The 19,238-nt window shown below is 44.8% G+C and carries 20 protein-coding genes; 8 read left to right on the forward strand and 12 right to left on the reverse strand.

From position 1 onward, the window contains the following. The first annotated feature begins 8 nt into the window (after positions 1 to 8). From dnaX to recR, 3 genes are all read left to right on the forward strand, one after another. Positions 9 to 2,114, forward strand: coding sequence for a DNA polymerase III subunit gamma/tau (gene dnaX, locus FKN16_RS13200; protein WP_170902890.1), 2,106 nt, complete (start codon positions 9 to 11; stop codon positions 2,112 to 2,114). Positions 2,115 to 2,196: 82 nt separating this feature from the next. Then, the gene (locus FKN16_RS13205; RefSeq protein ID WP_005380618.1) at positions 2,197 to 2,526 is read left to right on the forward strand and encodes a YbaB/EbfC family nucleoid-associated protein; all 330 of its coding nucleotides are present in this window, start codon (positions 2,197 to 2,199) and stop codon (positions 2,524 to 2,526) included. Positions 2,527 to 2,556: 30 nt separating this feature from the next. Further along, entirely contained in the window at positions 2,557 to 3,156 is a 600-nt protein-coding gene (gene recR, locus FKN16_RS13210; protein ID WP_031780610.1) for a recombination mediator RecR, read from the forward strand. A 51-nt stretch (positions 3,157 to 3,207) separates the two neighbouring features. On the opposite strand, the gene aqpZ is transcribed toward recR, so the two are convergent. Further along, entirely contained in the window at positions 3,208 to 3,906 is a 699-nt protein-coding gene (gene aqpZ / locus FKN16_RS13215) for an aquaporin Z (RefSeq protein ID WP_161445248.1), read from the reverse strand. A gap of 206 nt (positions 3,907 to 4,112) precedes the next feature. Then, a complete protein-coding gene (locus tag FKN16_RS13220) occupies positions 4,113 to 5,372 on the reverse strand; it encodes an amino acid permease (RefSeq protein ID WP_031780611.1) in 1,260 nt (419 codons plus the stop codon). A gap of 317 nt (positions 5,373 to 5,689) precedes the next feature. Here FKN16_RS13220 and FKN16_RS13225 point away from each other — a divergent pair, with 317 nt between their 5' ends. The 3 genes from FKN16_RS13225 to FKN16_RS13235 are packed head-to-tail and all read left to right on the forward strand — an operon-like array spanning position 5,690 to position 8,051. Then, positions 5,690 to 6,070, forward strand: a complete 381-nt coding sequence (locus FKN16_RS13225) for a RidA family protein (RefSeq protein WP_104974929.1) — start codon at positions 5,690 to 5,692, stop codon at positions 6,068 to 6,070. 15 nt (positions 6,071 to 6,085) lie between these two features. Beyond that, positions 6,086 to 7,363 (forward strand): L-serine ammonia-lyase, iron-sulfur-dependent, subunit alpha, encoded by a 1,278-nt coding sequence (locus FKN16_RS13230; RefSeq protein ID WP_104974930.1) that lies wholly within the window; start codon positions 6,086 to 6,088, stop codon positions 7,361 to 7,363. Between the two features lie 28 nt (positions 7,364 to 7,391). Beyond that, positions 7,392 to 8,051: a PAS domain-containing protein gene (locus FKN16_RS13235; RefSeq protein ID WP_005397228.1), complete on the forward strand. Its 660-nt coding sequence runs from the start codon at positions 7,392 to 7,394 to the stop codon at positions 8,049 to 8,051. Between the two features lie 18 nt (positions 8,052 to 8,069). On the opposite strand, the gene FKN16_RS13240 is transcribed toward FKN16_RS13235, so the two are convergent. Both FKN16_RS13240 and FKN16_RS13245 read right to left on the reverse strand, forming a co-directional pair. Next, complete coding sequence (locus FKN16_RS13240) at positions 8,070 to 8,318, reverse strand: YkgJ family cysteine cluster protein (protein WP_025574470.1); 249 nt, start codon at positions 8,316 to 8,318, stop codon at positions 8,070 to 8,072. Between the two features lie 126 nt (positions 8,319 to 8,444). Beyond that, the gene (locus FKN16_RS13245; protein ID WP_140167622.1) at positions 8,445 to 8,693 is read right to left on the reverse strand and encodes a GlsB/YeaQ/YmgE family stress response membrane protein; all 249 of its coding nucleotides are present in this window, start codon (positions 8,691 to 8,693) and stop codon (positions 8,445 to 8,447) included. 188 nt (positions 8,694 to 8,881) lie between these two features. On the opposite strand from FKN16_RS13245, the gene FKN16_RS13250 reads away from it, so the two are divergent. Beyond that, positions 8,882 to 9,322, forward strand: coding sequence for a YcgN family cysteine cluster protein (locus tag FKN16_RS13250; protein WP_005384948.1), 441 nt, complete (start codon positions 8,882 to 8,884; stop codon positions 9,320 to 9,322). Between the two features lie 190 nt (positions 9,323 to 9,512). Next, positions 9,513 to 11,192: a mechanosensitive ion channel family protein gene (locus FKN16_RS13255; protein ID WP_114323314.1), complete on the forward strand. Its 1,680-nt coding sequence runs from the start codon at positions 9,513 to 9,515 to the stop codon at positions 11,190 to 11,192. Positions 11,193 to 11,261: 69 nt separating this feature from the next. Here FKN16_RS13255 and FKN16_RS13260 read toward each other — a convergent pair whose 3' ends face one another. From FKN16_RS13260 to FKN16_RS13295, 8 genes are all read right to left on the reverse strand, one after another. Next, a complete protein-coding gene (locus FKN16_RS13260; RefSeq protein ID WP_170902891.1) occupies positions 11,262 to 11,546 on the reverse strand; it encodes a putative quinol monooxygenase in 285 nt (94 codons plus the stop codon). A 17-nt stretch (positions 11,547 to 11,563) separates the two neighbouring features. Then, positions 11,564 to 11,959, reverse strand: coding sequence for a VOC family protein (locus tag FKN16_RS13265; RefSeq protein WP_005397245.1), 396 nt, complete (start codon positions 11,957 to 11,959; stop codon positions 11,564 to 11,566). A 151-nt stretch (positions 11,960 to 12,110) separates the two neighbouring features. Beyond that, a complete protein-coding gene (locus FKN16_RS13270; protein ID WP_053808795.1) occupies positions 12,111 to 12,410 on the reverse strand; it encodes a ribbon-helix-helix domain-containing protein in 300 nt (99 codons plus the stop codon). A 136-nt stretch (positions 12,411 to 12,546) separates the two neighbouring features. Further along, complete coding sequence (locus FKN16_RS13275) at positions 12,547 to 14,124, reverse strand: alkaline phosphatase (protein ID WP_170902892.1); 1,578 nt, start codon at positions 14,122 to 14,124, stop codon at positions 12,547 to 12,549. Between the two features lie 397 nt (positions 14,125 to 14,521). Continuing rightward, positions 14,522 to 14,881, reverse strand: coding sequence for a hypothetical protein (locus FKN16_RS13280; RefSeq protein WP_170902893.1), 360 nt, complete (start codon positions 14,879 to 14,881; stop codon positions 14,522 to 14,524). A 250-nt stretch (positions 14,882 to 15,131) separates the two neighbouring features. After that, positions 15,132 to 16,079 carry a ChaN family lipoprotein gene (locus tag FKN16_RS13285; RefSeq protein ID WP_164666409.1) on the reverse strand — a complete coding sequence of 316 codons (948 nt, stop codon included), beginning with the start codon at positions 16,077 to 16,079 and terminating at the stop codon, positions 15,132 to 15,134. Between the two features lie 97 nt (positions 16,080 to 16,176). Further along, a complete protein-coding gene (gene rlmA, locus FKN16_RS13290) occupies positions 16,177 to 17,004 on the reverse strand; it encodes a 23S rRNA (guanine(745)-N(1))-methyltransferase (protein WP_164666410.1) in 828 nt (275 codons plus the stop codon). Between the two features lie 96 nt (positions 17,005 to 17,100). After that, on the reverse strand, positions 17,101 to 19,137 hold the full coding sequence (locus FKN16_RS13295) for a methyl-accepting chemotaxis protein (protein ID WP_170902894.1): 2,037 nt from the start codon (positions 19,135 to 19,137) through the stop codon (positions 17,101 to 17,103). Between the last annotated feature and the right edge of the window lie 101 nt (positions 19,138 to 19,238).

The raw sequence follows: 19,238 nt of genomic DNA on the forward strand, positions 1-19,238 counted from the left end.
TACATTCAATGAGTTATTTAGCTTTAGCGCGAAAATGGCGTCCTAATCAGTTTGACCAAGTTGTCGGACAAAAACATGTCCTGACGGCGTTGGAAAACGCACTGGCGCAAAACCGTTTACACCATGCTTATCTGTTCAGCGGGACTCGTGGTGTGGGTAAAACGAGTATCGGTAGGTTGTTTGCCAAAGGCTTGAACTGCGAAACCGGTATTACCGCGACACCTTGTGGTAAGTGCGATACTTGTCGTGAAATTGATGAAGGTCGCTTTGTCGATCTTCTTGAAATCGACGCGGCATCACGTACTAAAGTTGAAGACACTCGCGAACTGTTAGACAACGTTCAATACAAACCTGCTCGTGGACGGTTTAAAGTGTACCTCATCGATGAGGTACACATGCTATCGCGTCACTCTTTCAATGCGTTGTTGAAAACCCTGGAAGAGCCGCCAGAGTATGTGAAGTTCTTACTCGCGACAACCGATCCACAAAAGCTGCCTGTTACTATATTGTCGCGTTGTCTACAGTTCCATCTCAAACCGATCAGCGTTGATGATATTCATCAGCAACTTGACTACATTTTGGGTCAAGAGCAAGTATCGGCAGAACCAAAAGCACTGGGTATGATTTCACATGCTGCAGATGGCAGTATGCGTGATGCTCTCAGCTTGACCGATCAAGCAATTGCTTTAGGTAACGGTACGGTGCAAACCGATATTGTCAGCCACATGTTGGGGACGATTGATACCGACCAAGCGATTCACTTACTGGAGTCAATCAGCAGCAAGCAACCTCAACAAGCCATGGATAAAATCCAGCAATTAGCAGCAAATGGTGTTGAGTGGGATGGTTTGTTGCAGCAAGTCGCAACACAGCTTCATCGAATTGCGATGTATCAAGCGCTGCCAGCGTCGCTAGACCGAGCGCAGCCAGATGCAGAAAAAATCGAGTTGTTGAGTAAAGCACTAAGTCCGCAAGACGTTCAGCTTTACTACCAAATTGCATTGAAAGGTCGTGAAGATTTGACTCTCTCGCCAAATGGGCGAGTCGGTCTGGAAATGATTGTGCTGCGTATGATGGCGTTCCGCCCATCAAATAACAGTGGGGCAAATATTGTTTCTAGTAACTGCGAACAAGCTTCAGCCCCAGTTCAAAGTGCCAGTCAACCAAAGACTGCACCAGCTCAGACAGTAGCTGCTCCTCGAACTCAGCAGCCGAGTCCAGCGCAAAGCACACCACAAGTGGCGCCTCAACCTTCATCTAATTCACAACCTGAGTATCACGCGAGTGGATATGAAACGGTTCCGCCACAGTATGATATGGCGCCGCCGATGAGCGAAAACCCAGTGCCGCAGCATGAAACGCCACCTCAACAAGTGCAAGAGAGCGTTTCAACACCGGCGCGCGGTGGTCTAAGCGGTTTACGTCACCAATTACGTTCTCAGCGTCAAGGCCTACAACAGAACACTCCTCAAAATGGTGGCTCAAAAAAGCCTAAAGCGGCATCTGCACAACCAGAATCGGTTATCGACCGAGTAGCGCAATTGCATGGCAATTCCGCGCAGGTGTCGCCAAACTCAGCTCCGAAGTCGACGGAGCCACAAGTTGAGGAAGCGTATCGCTGGCGTCCAAGCAAGCCTGTTGAGACAAAAGTGAATACAAAACTGACACCTACGCAGCTCAAGCAGGCACTTGAGCATGAGAAAACGCCTGAAATGGCGCAAAAGCTCATCGATGAATCGTTAGAACATAATGAATGGGCGAAGCTAATCAGCTTAATGGAGATCCCTAAGCTGGTAGAGCAACTTGCGCTAAACTCTCATTATAGTAAGGAAGGAACAACCGTTTCGTTACTATTGAGAAGCAGCCAAGCTCATTTGAATACTGATAGAGCTCAAGCCGAATTGCTTAAAGCACTTAATACCGTGTTAGGTGAAGAGTGCCACATGAGCATCGAAATAGGGGAGAGTGGAGAAACACCACTTGAACTTAGAGATAGGCTCTATCAAGAGAAGTTACAGCAAGCTCTGAATAGTTTAGAAAACGATCCAAATGTTCAATTTATTGAACGTCGTTTTGCTGCAGAGCTTGATAAAGATAGTGTGCGCCCTATCTAATAATCGAATGGAATGGGGTTGAAAACCTAAGGTTATAACCCCATTAATTGATGCAACACCTCATTAAACCAGAGAGATAAACATGTTTGGTAAAGGCGGTATGGGCAACCTAATGAAGCAAGCCCAGCAAATGCAAGATCGCATGCAAAAGCTTCAAGAAGAAATCGCGAATATGGAAGTAACTGGCGAGTCTGGTGCTGGCCTAGTAAAAGTTACTATCACTGGTAGTCACAGCGTACGTCGTGTTGACATCGATGAAAGTTTGATGGAAGACGACAAAGAAATGCTTGAAGATTTGATCGCTGCGGCGTTCAACGATGCGGCCCGTCGTGTTGAAGAAACTCAAAAAGAGAAAATGGCTTCTGTAACTGGCGGTATGCAACTACCACCAGGTATGAAAATGCCATTCTAATCTGCTGATATTTAATTAAGCGGACTTTTAATGCGTACCAGTCATATGCTGGAGCAATTGATGGAGGCCTTACGTTGTCTACCTGGGGTTGGCCCCAAGTCGGCGCAGCGTATGGCCTTTCATTTGTTACAGCGCGATAGAAAAGGCGGTTTGCAACTTGCAGATGCGCTTAGCCAGGCAATGACAGAAATCGGTCATTGTACTGAGTGTCGAACCTTCACCGAAGAAGAAGTCTGTCATATTTGTACTAACCCAAAACGCCAAGAAAATGGTCAAATTTGTGTGGTAGAAAGCCCGGCAGACATTGCTGCAGTCGAAGCAACGGGCCAGTATTCTGGTCGATACTTTGTTCTTATGGGACATTTGTCACCACTAGACGGTATTGGTCCAAGTGATATTGGACTGGATGTGCTTGATTACCGCTTACGTCGCGGTGATATAGCCGAAGTGATTTTAGCAACAAACCCGACGGTTGAAGGCGAAGCCACTGCACATTACATCGCAGAGCTATGTAAAGAACACCAAGTTGATGCCAGCCGCATCGCGCATGGTGTGCCTGTCGGTGGAGAACTTGAGCTTGTCGATGGCACGACGTTGTCACACTCGCTGTTAGGTCGACACAGAATTTAATAAAAAGCCGCTGAATTCAGCGGCTTTTTTGATCTTGTGAGTTGGGAACGATTAATCGTTCGATTCTTTACCAAGAAGGTTTTTGTAGATAACTGCACCAAGTACACCACCCAAAATAGGCGCAATCCAGAACAGCCATAATTGAGAAACTGCCCAGTCACCCACATACATTGCGACTGCTGTACTACGAGCCGGGTTTACTGAGGTGTTTGTCACAGGAATGCTGATCAGGTGAATAAGAGTCAGACACAAACCAATCGCTATAGGTGCAAAACCTTGAGGTGCACGTTTGTCTGTCGCCCCCATGATCACGATAAGGAACATCATCGTCATTATAACTTCAGAAACTAGCGCAGCGAGCATGGAGTACTGACCCGGCGAGTGTTCACCATAACCATTGGCGGCAAAACCAGAACCCACAACATCGAATCCAGCTTGTCCTGTCGCGATGACATAAAGAATGCCACCAGCGATCAGCCCGCCGAGCACTTGTGCGATGATGTAAGGCGCAACGTCTTTTGTCTCAAAACGACCGCCAGCCCAAAGACCAACCGTCACTGCCGGGTTCAAGTGACAACCTGAAATATGACCGATTGCAAATGCCATGGTTAAAACGGTTAAACCAAAGGCCAGAGCAACGCCCAGCAGACCAATACCCACGTCTGGGAAACCTGCAGCCAACACTGCGCTACCGCAACCGCCTAATACTAGCCAGAACGTACCAAAAGCCTCAGCCAAATACTTGTTCATGTTATTTCCTAATTTCTACTTAAATGACCCGCTGAACATAGTCGAGAATTGTCAATTAAGTGTGAGGGAGATCGCGTAAAAACTGCAAATAGGACGGTATGTGGCAAGAGTTCTCAAGGATGAGATAAAAGCAGGGAGAAGAGAGGCTGAATCTTCAGTTTGCCTTGGCCATCACTACCTGAGTAACAGCCAAGGCAAAGTAGGTTTTAGCTAAATGCGACGAAAGGTGATACGCACAACAAAATACCAGTCGCAATAATCAAGTAAAGCGACGCGCCTTTGTATTTGTGTAAAGAAGGCACTTGGTAGACAAGGTAAGCTGGAATCAAACAGCCAATCAAACCAAAGATAGGGCTACATACTGATGTGAAGCTCAGAACTGGTAGATTCAATACAATTGCACCCCACGCCATGAGAATCGCAAAGAGAATGATTCCCTTGGTGACTAAGTCTTTATTGATCTTATCTTCAGGCATGACCTTTTTTAGAGCCAGCATCGCTAGACCTTGGCAAGAATCGCGGAAACCTAAGTACACGCCAAAAAACGCAGTCATTACTGAGAAAATATTCAGCATCAAACTCATTAGTTTTAGCGTCGTGCCGTCCATACCTTGCGCAACCATCGCAAGAGCAGAGATGTTCTCTTCTGCTGCTTTAACCGCTTGTTCATGTGACATCGCAAGCGTAAAGGAAATCGCGTAGAAGAAGACGGTCACAAACAAGATACCGAAAGCAATTTTCATTGCGCGCATGGCTTTAAAGCGAGCAACCTCAATCGATTTTTCTTTTGATCGGTATGAGATCACCATTGGGCTCAAGCTTTGAATAAAGAGAATAGACGTTAGAGTAAACGGCAGTAGCTCAATTGCATCTTTCAAACCAGCGCCTGTTTCTGGAATTGCACCGACATTCGCTACATCCCATTTTTCGATCATCATGACGCCAAGTAATGCAACGGTACAAAGTTTAATCAGTACAAGACCAGTACTGACCTTAAACAAAATCTTTTCACCACGAGATGCAATAGCGACCAGCGCGCACACTAAAGCCAGACCATATAGCGGATTTTCAGACAATAAACCTTCCGTGATGCCAAAACTATGTAGGAAAGATGCCGAGTCATTGTTGATAGCTGTTGAGTAAACAAAGACCCAAATCACCAACATGATGAAGTAGAGCACACCTAATAACGCCCCCCATTTGTTACCAAGGTAACCGGAAATGACGCCAGCGTAATCTTGGCACTTTGGTGAACTTGAGAGAGTGTTGATGAAAAGGCGTTGGAACAAGTACATCGCTGGGTAGCCGATCACGGCAGAGGCCAAGAATACCCAAAGGCCCAGTACGCCTACTTTTACTGGTAAAAAGACAATACCGGCACCGATTGCCATGCCGATACTCATGATCACCCATCCCCAGTCTGTGCTATCAAACTTGATGGCGGCTTTCCACTCGTCTAGGGCCATGCCTGCTTTTACGTGCGGTGGCTCTTTACCGATAGGTAAGGTTTGTGTAGGTGCTGTCACGCTCATTTTATTGTTTCTCTTGTTAGTATGAATTTTTCTCAAATTTAATTGAGAAAATGTATATCACCAATTTTTTTGTGGAAAATTCAGATAAATTTGAGATCTTGGCGAAGAAGTTCAAATAAATTGGAGTTTTTAACGAGTTTTGTGATCTGATCTAGTTGTTTTATTCATATTTAATTGAAAAAATAACGCTAATACGGAAGTTGAATTAGAAACTTCTTAATAAAAAATAAAATTTATGTGAGGATTTAAAAATGAAAAAATTGATTTCATCTGAACACGCGCCTGCTGCTATCGGACCTTATTCACATGGCACTAGCTATGGCGATTTGATTTTTACTTCTGGCCAATTACCCGTTGATAAGGCAACAGGAAAAGTAGTTGAAGGCGGCATCAGTGCACAAAGTCATCAATCTCTTACTAACTTGAAGCACGTTTTAGAGGCTGGTGGTGGCAGTATCGATACTGTTTTAAAAACAACGTGTTACCTATCGAATATTAATGACTTTGCCAAGTTTAACAAGGTCTACGCAGAGTTTTTCCAACAAGATTGTCCGGCACGCAGTTGCTTCGCAGTGAAAGATTTGCCTCTTGGCGTGTTAATTGAAGTCGAAGCGATTGCTCATAAAAAGTAATACGGAGAACAGAGCATGAACCAGCAATGGACACAATATATCCAAATCATTAAGCAAGTTGTGAAACCTGCATTAGGATGTACAGAACCCATTGCTGCTGCGTACGCGGCAGCAGTTGCTAGAAAAGAGTTAGGCACATCCGATATTGATGCGATAGAGGTGCGTGTTTCAGACAACCTATTTAAAAACTCGATGGGTGTTTTCGTACCCGGAACGGGCAAGATAGGCCTCAAAATTGCCGCCTCAGTTGGTGCATTAGCCGGTGACCCAACAGCAGAACTGGAAGTGTTGGCTCGGATTAATGAGCAGGATGTCGCTGCTGCGCAACAATTGATAGATGAAGAGCGAGTAACCATAGCGCGTATGGATACGCAAGAATTCATTTATTGCAACGTAACGCTCACCTCTGGTGACGATGTTGTTTCGGTCACGATCAGTGGCGGTCACACCAACATTCTTCAGATCATGCGTAATGACGACGTGATTTTTGATGCCCCATCACAGCAACGCGTTGCGACCGCTTCCGTTTGTGAAGGTGTAGATATTTCGATCAAACAAATCTATGAGTTTGCCACTCAAGCGCCTTTTGAAGAGATCAAATTCATTCTCCAAGCTGCAGAGCTCAATACCTTGCTGGCTCAAGAGGGTATCGACCGAGGTTACGGCCTAGAAATTGGACGCACGCTAAAAGGCAACATCGAGCAAGGCTTATTGGGTAATGACTTAATGAGTCGCATACAGATGATGACATCCGCGGCGTCTGATGCTCGCATGGGAGGGGCGACGTTGCCAGCCATGAGCAATTTCGGCAGTGGGAACCAAGGTATTGCCGCTACAATGCCAGTTGTAGTTGCCGCAGAAGCATTTCAAAACGACGAAGAACAGCTGGCTCGCGCGTTGATCATGAGTCATTTAGGGGCTATTTACATCAAATCTTATTACCCACCGTTATCCGCATTTTGTGGCAACACTGTTACCAGTGCGGCGGCATCTATGGCGCTGGTGTATTTAGCTGGTGGTACATTCGAGCAATCATGCTACGCCATTCAAAACGTCATCAGCGACAGTTCAGGTATGGTGTGCGATGGTGCGAAGTCCTCTTGTGCGATGAAAGTGTGTACTTCATCGACAACGGCGGTGCGCTCATATTTGATGGCGATGGGTAACCACAGTGTTAAGAATCAAGGTATAGTAGGCGAAGAAGTTGAGCAAACGATAAGAAATGTTGGCTCAATGGTTCGTTTCGGTATGCCGTATACTGACAAATCTATTATCGATATTATGTCGGCCTAACCTCCAGTTTTTGCTAAGGGAAGTAACATTGCTACTAAAGAAACTCACCAAGAGTGATCTCGATATTTTGAACTCTATGAAAAACGTCGTGGATGGCATTGCACGTATGTATGGTGAACACACTGAAGTGGTTCTCCACAGCTTAGATGCCGAAGCGCCGGAAATCATCAAAATCGCAAATGGGCACGTGACGGAACGCAGTGAAGGTGCCCCAATTACCAACTTAGCGAGAATGAAGTTAAGAGAGGGCAAGGACGTTTCTGATTCGTACCTGACGAAAACGTCGAACGGAAAGACCTTGCACTCCATTACGACAATTGTCAGAAATCCAAAAAACAAACCGATTGGTTTACTGTGTATCAACGTGGATATGGATGCACCGATGCAGGCATTTTTAAAGGCAATGCTGCCTCAGCAACACACCGAGTGTTGTGTTGGTGGTGCTCGCTCACCAGAAACGTTTGCGCGTAATATCGATGAAACCATCATCAGCACGATAGAAACCGTACAAACAGAAGTGTGGGAAAATGAAGCCATTGCGCCTTCTAAACGTAACCGTGAACTGGTGACGCGACTGCACGGCTTAGGCATTTTTAAATACAAAGATGCTGTTTTAATGGTTGCAAACCATCTTGGCATCTCGCGCGATACCATCTACTTGTACTTACGAGAGCTTGGTAACGACTAAACGGGGGCTCTGAATAGATTAAGTAAGTTGCTCTAGCTCAGTGATGTTGTCGAGCGCTTCTTGGTTGGTTTTGCCACACACAACCGGACACGGTTTGAAATCGTGACAAACGTTAGGGCGCTCAGGCTTACCAAACAGCTTACACAAATTATCATCGTTGAGTTGTACGCAACGAACACCTGCTGGTTTACCCTTGGGCATTCCAGGTATCGGTGAAGAGATACTTGGCGCAATACAGCAAGCTCCGCATCCTAGTCGACAATCCATAATGTAAACCTCTTAAAAATTGAGGGGCAATTATGGTCATTTTGACGTGGATTGGAAGAGTCGCCTAAGAAAAAATAAAAAGGAGCACTCAATAGAGTGCTCCTTTTGGCTTCTAAACCGTTGTGATCATCTCAAGAAGCGGTTGTAAACAAACAGCAGAATAAATGCGCCTAGCGTTGCGGTGATGATGCTACCGATATTTACGCCAGTTGTCCCGCCGAAACCCAGAATACCGCCAAGAAAGCCGCCGACAAACGCCCCAGCAATACCGAGTAGCATTGTCGCAATCCAGCCACCCCCATCTTTTCCTGGCATGAGCCATTTTGCGAGTGCACCGGCGATTAAGCCCAAAATAATCCAAGAAATAATACCCATGAAAACTCCTTAATGCCTTCTTGATCAATTGAGTAATGGAAACTTGTTTAAGGATAGAACAGTAAAGCGAAAGTAGTTGAATATCTCTACTGTTATGTGTGAATGATTCGAGATCTTCTCAAAACTTGAACTTTTGCGTCGAGAGGGGTATAAATCGCCCCCTAAATTCCCTTGGTGAGACCTGAAGTATGAGCACTCCATTTTGGCAAAGTAAATCGTTAGAGCAGATGACAGAAGAGGAATGGGAATCTCTCTGTGATGGTTGTGGTAAATGTTGCCTGCATAAGCTAATGGACGAAGATACCGATGAAATCTATTACACCAATGTGGCCTGTAGCTGGCTAAATAGCAAAACGTGTTCTTGTAAGGATTACCCAAATCGTTTTACTTCGGGTGAAGAGTGCACCAAGCTGACGCGCGAAGACATCGACGATTTTACTTGGCTGCCGCATACGTGCGCTTACCGCCTGTTGGCTGAAAAGCAGCCTTTACCAGAATGGCATCCGTTGATTACGGGCTCGAAATCTGCGATGCACGCGGCGGGCGAAAGTGTCCGCAATAAAGTGGTATACGAGATTGATGTGGTGGATTGGGAAGACCATATTCTGAATCACCCCAATCGCCCGTAGTTAAATTTACACAAGCCTTTCATCTAATAATGAAAGGCTTGTTTGTTATTGGGTTTCTCAACTTTGACGCCCAACTAACGAAATGCTGCTCAGTTTATTATTTAGTGTTGTAAACTTAGGTATATAATTTCAAGGCTTTACACTTCTATTCTTGGTCGTTTTGATCAGAACTGTTCCCTAAGAGGTAAACATGACGTTTCATTTCCCCCAGAAAATACGCCTGACATCTTGGGTGGCATTATTCACGCTCATCCTCGGTATGATGGCGCCGATGGTCATCAATGCGAAAGATATTCAGGATACGCCAGAGCCCTCTGCTGCCGAAACTTCTATTGATAACTTGAATCGAGAAATTGTGGATTTATCCCAAGGTCTCTCGCAAGCGAGTGGTGATGAGCGCGACGCGCTTCAACTACAGCTGTTCCAAAAAAATGAAGAGTTAAGAAGTCAGTTAGCATCAGCGATTGAACGTGAAACTATCCCTCACGACAAATTGATCTCCTTGGTTAAAAAGCAGGAAAAATACTCTGAGGACGCCACGAACTATCTGTCGGAAAAAATAAAGAAAGTCGTTGAAGATTTAAATAAAGCCAAGGATGAAGAGAAACTTGCTCTTGTTAATGATTACCGAGAGTTACAGCATTACCTCGATGTCAGCTTCGATTCAAGTTGGCAAAACCTTGCTTGGCTGAAAGAGTTAGGGGCTCAAAATGAGCGCGCAGAAGCGGAACTAAAGGATAAAGTTGATAAACGTATGCGTTTGCTGTCTGCCTCAATTGAGTACTTGAGCCAGCAAAGTGAAATCATCGGCTCTCAACTTTCGTCAAGCCCTGAATCGGAAAAAGCGTCACTGCAGCTAAGTCAGCTTATTACTAAACAAAGACTGAATATTGCGACGGAAAGCCTACGCAATTTAATTTCGATTGGCGATAAAGTCGGTTTAGAAACGTCCGAATACAAACGCCAAATTTTCGAAGTGACAGGGAATATCACCCATGACTTGCTGAATACCAAAGTAGTGTGGTCAATACTGAGCCATTGGTCCAACTCTGCGCTAGACTGGTTTGCCGAAAATGCGCCGCAGCACATTTTCCAGTTGTTTGTATTTGCGCTGATTTTATTGATCGCTCGTGGGCTCGCGAAGTTAACGCGCAAAGTGGTCAGCAAGGCGGTTTCATCGAAAAACTTAAAGCTCTCACACTTGATGCAGGACTTCTTTATCTCAATGTCCGGCAAATTCGTGTGGGTGATTGGTATCATGGTGGGCCTATCTCAGCTTGGATTGAACCTAGCACCGATCCTAACTGGTTTTGGTATTGCTGGTGTGATTATCGGCTTCGCTTTGCAAGACACCTTGTCCAACTTCGCGGCGGGTATGATGTTGCTTATTTACCGCCCATTTGATGTTGGTGACTTTGTGTATGCTGGTGGCGTGGATGGTAAGGTAAGCCATATGAGTTTGGTGAACACCACAATCCGTACGTTTGATAACCAAATTATTATTGTACCTAACAGTAAAATTTGGGGAGATGTCATTAAGAACGTCACACACGAGCGCATTCGCCGTGTGGATATGGTGTTTGGCATTGGCTATGCGGATGACTTGCTGAAAGCCGAGTCAGTGCTGTCTGATATCATTACTTCTCACCCTGCAGTACTTCGTACACCAGAGCCGATGATCAAAGTGCATACGTTAAACACATCATCTGTAGACTTTATTGTTCGTCCTTGGGTAAAAACTGATGATTATTGGGACGTGTATTGGGATGTGACAAAAGAAGTGAAACTGCGCTTTGACCGAGAAGGCATTTCGATTCCTTTCCCACAACAAGATGTGCATTTGCACATGGTAGAGAAGCAAGACGCGTAATCACAGCCACAACAGTACGAAAAGGCACTCTAGTAAAGAGTGCCTTTTTATTTGCATTAAGCGGTGTTTTTACAGTTCGTTAAAGAACGCCAATTTCGGTTCGCATTCTAACAAGTTGTCGATTTGGCTAATCAAAAGAGAAAAGTGTTCTGTTTTACCATGAAGATCGAACGCTTGTTGGTCTTTAAATTGCTCTTGAAAAACGAAGTGGCACGCATTGTCTTTATCTTGGAATAACTGATAACGAACACAACCTTCCTCATTGCGAGTGGGTTCAAGTGCTCGGGTGAGCACTGCTTTCAGTTCCTGTTCTTTTCCCGGTTGTGCGTGAAAGGTAGCAGTCACGTGAATCATGATGTTTACTCTTTTTGTTATAGGTAACGCCCTTGGCGTTGTAAGAACTCAATTTTGTAACCATCAGGATCAGTCACAAAAAAGAACGTTGCCAAATGCTTTTGTTGGTGATCAAAGGCTTTGATGTCACCCGCTTCAATACCGAGAGATTTAATGCGTTTGTGAGTTTGTTCGATATCCTCTACGCTGACAGCAAGGTGACCGTAGCCTGAGCCGTGAGTGTAAGGCTCAGTTTGATCGTGATTGTGTGTCAACTCTAATTCAAAGCCAGTTTCTTCGTTGGCTAGATAGGTCAGAGAAAAACCATCAAAGATGTATTGGTCTTTGATTTCTAGCTCTAGTACGTCGCGGTAAAATTGTAGAGAACGGTCCAGATCGCTGACTCGGATCATGGTGTGAATCATTTTTGTCATGGGTACTCCTTGATAGTCCGCATAGGTTAGCGAGTTCAAAAGGAGTCTGGGTAGTACTCTAGTACGACAAATTAGAACATGCTCAATGGCTTACAACTCTGTTGCATAGCCTATGAGGGTTATTGGTAGGTTGGTCAGTGGTTGGTTGTTATTAAGTGTTTAGTTGTGTCAGTGCTTGACGAATCGTCTCTTTAGGCTGGCGAGCGTAAGTGAGACAGGCGCAGCGGAGTAGGGAGGCAAAGTTGTTTACTTCACCATTGTATTCGAGCGCTTCTTGATAGACCGTACTAATAAACTTAGGAACAGTCATGTTTTGAGCGTTAGCAATTTCCTCAAGAATCGACCAAAAGCTCGCTTCAAGTTTTACACTTGTTGCGTGACCATCAATACGGATAGAGCGGGTGATGAACTGATAGTTGTCTTGGGGCTGCTTAGCAAATATTTCGCACATTTTCTTCATTCATATAATCAAAGACCTATAATTATTGAGGTTTATTGTTTAAAACGTCAACTATTTTCATGTATAAAAAAACGCTCCCTTACGAGAGCGTTTGAACATCACGAGTCGTGAAGTAAGTGCAAGCCGATTATTTGATTTGTTGCTTTAAGTACTCACCTAACTGAGAGTGGTGCATGATTTTTGATACCGGAAGGATAGTTTCTGCAGGTCCCCAAGCAAATACGTTGACTGGGGTATGCGTATGAGTACCCGTTCCCCATACTGTGTTTTGCTTTGTTGCATGTTCACGCGCTAGCAAGTTGCCACGGTCGTTGTAAGGAAAGAACGCATCAAAGTCATTGATTGTAGGAACGTTCTCTTCGCTTAAGTATTTGTGTCCAGCGAGTCGGTATGGATTTGGTTTACTTGCTAATACGCGTTCTGCTTGCTCAGGCGTAATCGAAAAATCGCTATTTGCGTTCACGATTTCCGCAAACTTCTCTGGTGTTTGAGCTTTCTTATCAAGCGCTTGGAATTCGCTGATCATGCCGTAGTAACTTTTCTTTTGGTTGTATAAACCATCAAGGATCTCGAACTGACCAAAGTTGAAGTTTGGCGCGTAATCTTGATTTTTGAATGCTTCGCCGTCGCGTTTTTGCGGTTTAGGCAAGTTTGCTGATGAGTAACTAAAGCCGAAAGAACCGGTCTCGTGGTCAGCGGTAACAATGATCAGTGTGTCATCACGGCCTTTTGCCCACTCATAAACCGAGTCTACCGCTTCGTCGAATTTGATCATTTCATGCAGCATCGTACCCGCATCGTTACTGTGGCCAGCCCAGTCAATTTGACCGCCTTCAACCATTAAGAAAAAGCCGTCTTTGTCTTTTGAAAGGATGTCGATCGCTTTGGTGGTCATTTCTTTCAGTGATGGCTGCGTACGTTTTGGATCGTTTTTGCTTTGACTGTAGGCAATACCATCGTTCATGCCCGAGTAAGCAAAAAGTCCAAGTAATTTGTCACCTTTAGCTTGTGTGAGCATATCGCGGCTGAAAGCCAGGTTGTAACCTTGGTCTTGCGCCTCAGTAAGCAAGTTGCGCTCATCTTTACGTTTCGACTTTAGGTAGACATTACCTTCAGTGAGCTTTTCAAGTTGCTCGTATGTCTCTCCCTTGTCGTTTGTCGACTTTGGAATCCAATGACGAAGTCCGCCAGACATCATCACGTCAACGCCAGTTTCTAGCATGTCCGCCGCAATACTGTTTTCTAGAGAACGGTGTGGTTGATGAGCGGCAAATGCGGCTGGCGTTGCATGAGTCATACGTGTATCAGAGACGAGACCCGTAGCCTTACCTTTGCTTTTGGCTTTTTCCAAAATGGTTTCAACGTGGTTGCCTTGGCTATCAATGCCAATGACTTCAGAAGCGGTAGGTATTCCTGTTGCTAGCATCGTTGCGGAGCACGCAGAGTCGACGACAATCGCGTCTTCTGGATTGGTCAGCGATGATCCAATCACACCTTCTTGAGCGAGTTTATACAAAGCGGTAGTTTCGTCTTTGTAAATCGAGTTAGGTGCGTGTTTGGCGTAGGTCTCTAGTAGACCAACTTGTTGAGGCCCCATGCCATCGCCGATCATCAAAATAACGTTTTTGATTTCGGCCGAGAGTGCATTAAAAGAGAGGGTTGATGCTGCGACTGCGGTAACGATTGGAGATACTAAGCGCTTCATTATATTTTCCTTGTTTATTGAAAGCGCTGGCATTAAAACAATGATTTATGACGATTTTGTGTCGGTAATAAAAGTTTAACTAAATTGTCGTCTTTGCTTGGGTTTGTAGAAAAAGTGAATCAACCTCTAACGTTTGTGAATTTAGAAAGAAGAAAGCCCACAAACGTGGGCTTGGATTACGCTTAGGAGTTGAAAGCATGGACTAAAGTTATCCATTCAGTGCCTTCACAAGAAACCTAGTTTAGGGAGCAATAAACGAGTATGCGTTTTAAGGTCATAAGAGCGGTCGAATTGAGGAGTATATAACCTACGTTTACGACATATCGTTCTTTGACGTATCAAATTATGGGCTGCAGTTAGTGATTTATTCAAATAGGATTTATTGTCGTAACGATTATTAGACCAACGCTAATATGATGCCACCGACAGTGAGGGCTGCAGAAAGGTATTGACCCGCAGAGTATGAGCCGTCTTCTTCTTCCTCGATTTTGTCAGGGTGAACCATGCCAAGTGCGCCATGTGTAAAGGACTCCACTTTTTCACCAACAGATTTATCTTCTGCTTCTACTTTCTTACTGTCGTGCTCGATTTGCTGCAGAGCGGCAAGGAGCGCTTTGCCCTCCGTAGACAGTGTCACCTTATTGTGTTCGACTTTTAGCGGTGAAGCGTTGCCTTCCTCTTGTGCAATACTTGTTTGCTTAGAGGCGACAGATTGTTTGGCATAGCTATTAACAGAAGTGCTTCCTACTGGATTCATCGAATACTCCTTGGAACATCGACACTCGGTCACTGAGTGCGGGTAAAAAGCAGTTATATTACTATCGGCGGCAAAGTCTATTTCTGAAGCTATTGGGATAAAAACAGGTCTGCTTTTGCCGCTTCTGGTTTATATTCGTGATCATTAGCAAAAAATAGACCAGCAGGAAGCAGACCGTTGTCATTCTATGAACTCGGAGCAGTGTGATGCTACGCGCAACTAAAAGGCAGTAACTTAAATTGAAGACCAGCTACTTACATTGAAGGTCGCTATTGCGCTTAGTGAGGTGTTGATATGCCGCCATGCGGTGAGCATCTTGTACATACCGTACTGGTGGTGCAAGAACCTCTAACTGATAATCAGTATTATCAGCAAGCACATTATCTGTTGGGCTAATTACAACCACTTTTAAGCTCGGATTGCGGCTTAAGATGGATGCAGCCGTACCTAATCCTTGCTCGGTATGAAACTTGCCCGCGACATGAACAACCTGAGCTCCTGGTGTGGCGGTTAGGTAGTTAACGATAGACTCTGCCATGGTTTCATCCCAAGTTACTTGAGCTGCAAACTGTTTCTCGGTTTGTTCTGGTTTCCCATGATGCATGGATGCCATAAACTTCTCTTTGTATGGACTACTGGCCGTGTTGATGGATTCTGCAATAAACGTTCGCTGCTCATCATCGAGCTTGTTAACGTAGTCTATCCCCTGACGACCAATACATCGGACAATGCCCTTTGGTGCATTCGCAGCAATCACCGGGAGATTTTTCTGCTTAGCAAACTCAACGAGAGGGCGATAGTCGCTCTCATAATTGGGCCAAGCATTGGCTTGTTTCATCAAGTACTGTTCACCGATTTCCCCACGCAGGTAAGCGTCAACAACAGGTTGTTTGTCGCGGGTAAATTGTTCCATTGATAACGCGAGTGGGCGGTCATAGGATGAAAGTTGTTTGAGCATATCGGTTTGAAAGCGATGAACGCCGGCATGTGTGTGCCATTCACCAATAAGAATGACATCTGCTTGTTGCAACTCTTTTGGTAGTTCGCTTAGAGCGATGTGCTCGCCAGAAGGGGTGTAAAGTTGGTAGTCGTAAAAAGTAGTGACTTCCGCAGAGGTAGGGTGAGAGTTGGTTGATGGAACAGAAGAACAACCAGTAAGTAAGCCAGCAAAGAGCAAGCTTAAAATAGAAAAGCGCATTGAAAAGCCTCCAAAAATGTCCGGATGATATTAATGGAGGCTGAGCAATGAATCAATATAAATGATAACTATTTGCGTTTGTTGTCTGCCACTATTATTACTGAGTGGACTTTTTGCGATATACGCGTAGCATAAAATCAGCCTCACATTGATAGAGTGTAGCGGACTTCAACTCTTCACGAAGTGCATCGGTTGCTTTCCATGCGAATGGCGTCATTTGCAATAAATCGAATGCGGCCCCGTCCTTCAAATTCATAACATCGTTAAGATGTTGTTGATGCTCTAATTCATATCCTTCAATATGTTCTGGCTCTTCACTGTGAAGACGAACATCTTGATAAATGCGTTCACGTAGTTGGTATAAGTGACGGCTTGCAGGTGTCACCGTGATGACTACACCGTTCTCTTTTACAACGCGCTGAAGCTCTTCTGCCTTGCAAGGGGCATAAATGCGCAAAATAGCATCTAAGGATTCATTCGCGAAAGGAAGCCGATGGCTAGAAGCGACGCTAAAGTGACACTGTGTGTAGCGCTTCGCCGCATAACGAATCGCAACTTTTGAAATGTCCAATCCATATATCGTCGCATCGTCCGTTTGCGTTTGTATCGTTTTCTGCACTTGATCCGTGTAGTAACCCTCGCCGCAACCAATATCTAATAATTGATGATCGGTTCCCTCTGTGTATTTCGCACACAGCTGCGCAACCTCTTGGCGCATTGGGTTGTAGTAATTCCCCTCAAGGAATCGACGACGAGCTTGCATCATCTCTTTATTGTCACCAGGATCTTTAGAACGTTTGTGGTGCGCTGGCATCAAGTTAACGTAGCCTTCTTTTGCTAAGTCAAACTGATGATTGTTTTCGCACTTAAACGTTTTTTCATTTAACGCTAGAGCTTGGTGGCATAAAGGGCATTGATAGTTCATGACGATCTCGAACAGAAAGTAGGGCGGCAAATTCTATCAAAAAGCGTGGTCTCAAGTGAAACAAAAAGAGCCGATGGAATCGGCTCATATTCAGTATTAGTGGAAGAAGTCGACTTGCTCTTTCAAGTTCCGAGCTTGTTGTTGCAGTTCAATGGCACTTTGCGAGGTTTTCGCGCTGGTGTCGCGGCTTTCTCGGTTTAGCTCACTGATAGAATGGGCATTTGCAGCAATTTCTTGGGATACTTGCGCTTGCTCTTCTGAGGTCGCAGCAATGGCGTCGGCTTGAGACGCTATCGACTGGACTTGTACTGCGATAGCTTCTAATGCTGTACCCGCGTCTTGTGCTTTGTCTAAGACCTGATTGGCACTGCGTTGGCTGTCAGTCATCATATTAACTGCATTATGAGTAGAGCCTTTTAGCTTCTCAATAATTTCAACAACATCCTGAACTGAGCTTTGTGTACGGTGCGCAAGTGTACGCACTTCATCTGCTACAACTGCGAAGCCACGACCTTGCTCACCTGCTCGTGCGGCTTCAATGGCTGCATTCAACGCAAGTAGGTTGGTTTGCTCTGCAATCTCATCAATCATCTTCGTGACGGTTTGAATACTCTCACTATCGCGATTGACTTGCTCGATAGCCGCTGCTGATTGATCCAATTGATCGTTAAGTTGAGCAACGTCGATACATACGCCTTCAACAATCGCGAGACCAGACTGGCTATCGGTATTTGCTGAGCGTACGTTTTCCGCAATGCTTTCGACTTGTTGTGCGACAGATTGAGCGGAAGAGGCCATTTCTTCAATCGCTGTCACAACTTGCTCGACTTCTTCTTGTTGGCGGTCAGCTTGGGTCAAATTGCTATGGGCATCGTTGGCAACGCTGGTGGAGTTGCTCTCCACTAAGTCGCTTGTTGAACGGATCTTGCCAACAAGTTCATTGAGCTGACCTGCCATACTGGCAACACCCGAACTCAAGTTCGTAATTTCATTCTTTGATGCTTTACGAGACGCTGGGATGCTCAAGCTGACTTCGCCGCCAGCTAAGCGAGTCATGTATGAGTTTAGAGTCGTGAGAGGCTGTAGGCTACGGTTCAAGAAAAGCGTCAATACAACAAAAGTAATGATCGCCGCAACCGAAGAAATGATAGCAATGAGTGTGAGAAGCGTGTCGCTACCTTTTGTTACTTCTTTGATAAACGTACCACCTAGTAGTTTCCAGTTCCAGCCTGGTACTTCGGTAAACACTAAGTACTTTTCGCCGACTGTTGAGCCGAATTGGTAAGGGTAGAGAATTAATCCGCTCTTTTGTTCAAAAATTTTATGGAAAGGCTTATTACCCTCGTAGTCACGAACTTCTGTGATTGAAGGGTCGGTTGCACTTTTGGTCGGATGGAGTAGGTACTTACCAAGATTGTTGTCGTCGTTGTCGACAATGATGGTATAGCCAGTATCGCCCCATTTAATCTCTTCTAGCGCATCGAATAGCGTTTGTGTTGCTTGATCTACGGGTAAACCAATAAACGATAACCCTGCAACTTTTCCTGTTGCATCTTTAATTGGAGAGTAATAGGTAATGTAGCGTTCGCCGTACAACTTTATTTGAGCGTAATATGGCTGACCAGCTTTTAGTTGCTGATAACCTGGGTGGTCGAGACCTAGTGTGGTTCCCACTGCTCGTTGACCTTGAGGATCTTTTAGTGAGGTAGATACTCGAATAAAGTCATCTCCCAAAGGCGCGAATAAAGTCGCGATAGCACCGGTATCACGTGTGAAGCTATCGACCAGCTTTGTGTCGTTAATTAAGCTTTCACTGTATTGAGTGATGTTTGGTATTTCATGCCCCATGAAATCAACGGTATAGTTTTCGACATAAACACCGGCAAGGTAACCATTACGAAAAGTGGACTCGAGCACTTTAGCGGTATGCAGATAAGCATCGAATTGGCCAGCAATGGTTTTAGCCATCGACTCTACTTTAGATTGGTGCTCTTTAAGGGTGCTTTCCAATAGAACATCGGAAGCGTTACGGTAAACAAGCGCAGCAATACTGCTGAAAGCAATGAATAGACACAAAGTGATAACCAGCTTTAACTGGAATCCGACACTTTGATTTCGGTATCTCTCTAACATAGATCAGTTCCTGATATTTTTATTATTTATGAGTTTTGTATCGGCATGCTATCGGTTTATATGATCGAATTTTTTGATATTTGTTAATGAAATAGTCAAAA

The organism is Vibrio sp. 11-4(1) (genome assembly GCF_013048625.1).
Taxonomy (GTDB): Bacteria; Pseudomonadota; Gammaproteobacteria; order Enterobacterales; family Vibrionaceae; genus Vibrio; species Vibrio diabolicus.

Excerpts from the sequence above, each read along its gene's own strand:
- FKN16_RS13220 (WP_031780611.1), bottom strand. The coding sequence starts at position 5,372 with ATGGCCCTAGACGAGTGGAAAGCCGCCATCAAGTTTGATAGCACAGAC.
- FKN16_RS13265 (WP_005397245.1), bottom strand. The coding sequence starts at position 11,959 with ATGACAAAAATGATTCACACCATGATCCGAGTCAGCGATCTGGACCGT.
- FKN16_RS13295 (WP_170902894.1), bottom strand. The coding sequence starts at position 19,137 with ATGTTAGAGAGATACCGAAATCAAAGTGTCGGATTCCAGTTAAAGCTG.
- FKN16_RS13250 (WP_005384948.1), top strand. The coding sequence starts at position 8,882 with ATGAGCACTCCATTTTGGCAAAGTAAATCGTTAGAGCAGATGACAGAA.
- FKN16_RS13245 (WP_140167622.1), bottom strand. The coding sequence starts at position 8,693 with ATGGGTATTATTTCTTGGATTATTTTGGGCTTAATCGCCGGTGCACTC.
- FKN16_RS13280 (WP_170902893.1), bottom strand. The coding sequence starts at position 14,881 with ATGAATCCAGTAGGAAGCACTTCTGTTAATAGCTATGCCAAACAATCT.
- dnaX (WP_170902890.1), top strand. The coding sequence starts at position 9 with ATGAGTTATTTAGCTTTAGCGCGAAAATGGCGTCCTAATCAGTTTGAC.
- rlmA (WP_164666410.1), bottom strand. The coding sequence starts at position 17,004 with ATGAACTATCAATGCCCTTTATGCCACCAAGCTCTAGCGTTAAATGAA.
- aqpZ (WP_161445248.1), bottom strand. The coding sequence starts at position 3,906 with ATGAACAAGTATTTGGCTGAGGCTTTTGGTACGTTCTGGCTAGTATTA.
- FKN16_RS13230 (WP_104974930.1), top strand. The coding sequence starts at position 6,086 with ATGAACCAGCAATGGACACAATATATCCAAATCATTAAGCAAGTTGTG.
- FKN16_RS13240 (WP_025574470.1), bottom strand. The coding sequence starts at position 8,318 with ATGGATTGTCGACTAGGATGCGGAGCTTGCTGTATTGCGCCAAGTATC.
- FKN16_RS13270 (WP_053808795.1), bottom strand. The coding sequence starts at position 12,410 with ATGTGCGAAATATTTGCTAAGCAGCCCCAAGACAACTATCAGTTCATC.
- FKN16_RS13255 (WP_114323314.1), top strand. The coding sequence starts at position 9,513 with ATGACGTTTCATTTCCCCCAGAAAATACGCCTGACATCTTGGGTGGCA.
- recR (WP_031780610.1), top strand. The coding sequence starts at position 2,557 with ATGCGTACCAGTCATATGCTGGAGCAATTGATGGAGGCCTTACGTTGT.
- FKN16_RS13285 (WP_164666409.1), bottom strand. The coding sequence starts at position 16,079 with ATGCGCTTTTCTATTTTAAGCTTGCTCTTTGCTGGCTTACTTACTGGT.
- FKN16_RS13275 (WP_170902892.1), bottom strand. The coding sequence starts at position 14,124 with ATGAAGCGCTTAGTATCTCCAATCGTTACCGCAGTCGCAGCATCAACC.
- FKN16_RS13205 (WP_005380618.1), top strand. The coding sequence starts at position 2,197 with ATGTTTGGTAAAGGCGGTATGGGCAACCTAATGAAGCAAGCCCAGCAA.
- FKN16_RS13225 (WP_104974929.1), top strand. The coding sequence starts at position 5,690 with ATGAAAAAATTGATTTCATCTGAACACGCGCCTGCTGCTATCGGACCT.
- FKN16_RS13260 (WP_170902891.1), bottom strand. The coding sequence starts at position 11,546 with ATGATTCACGTGACTGCTACCTTTCACGCACAACCGGGAAAAGAACAG.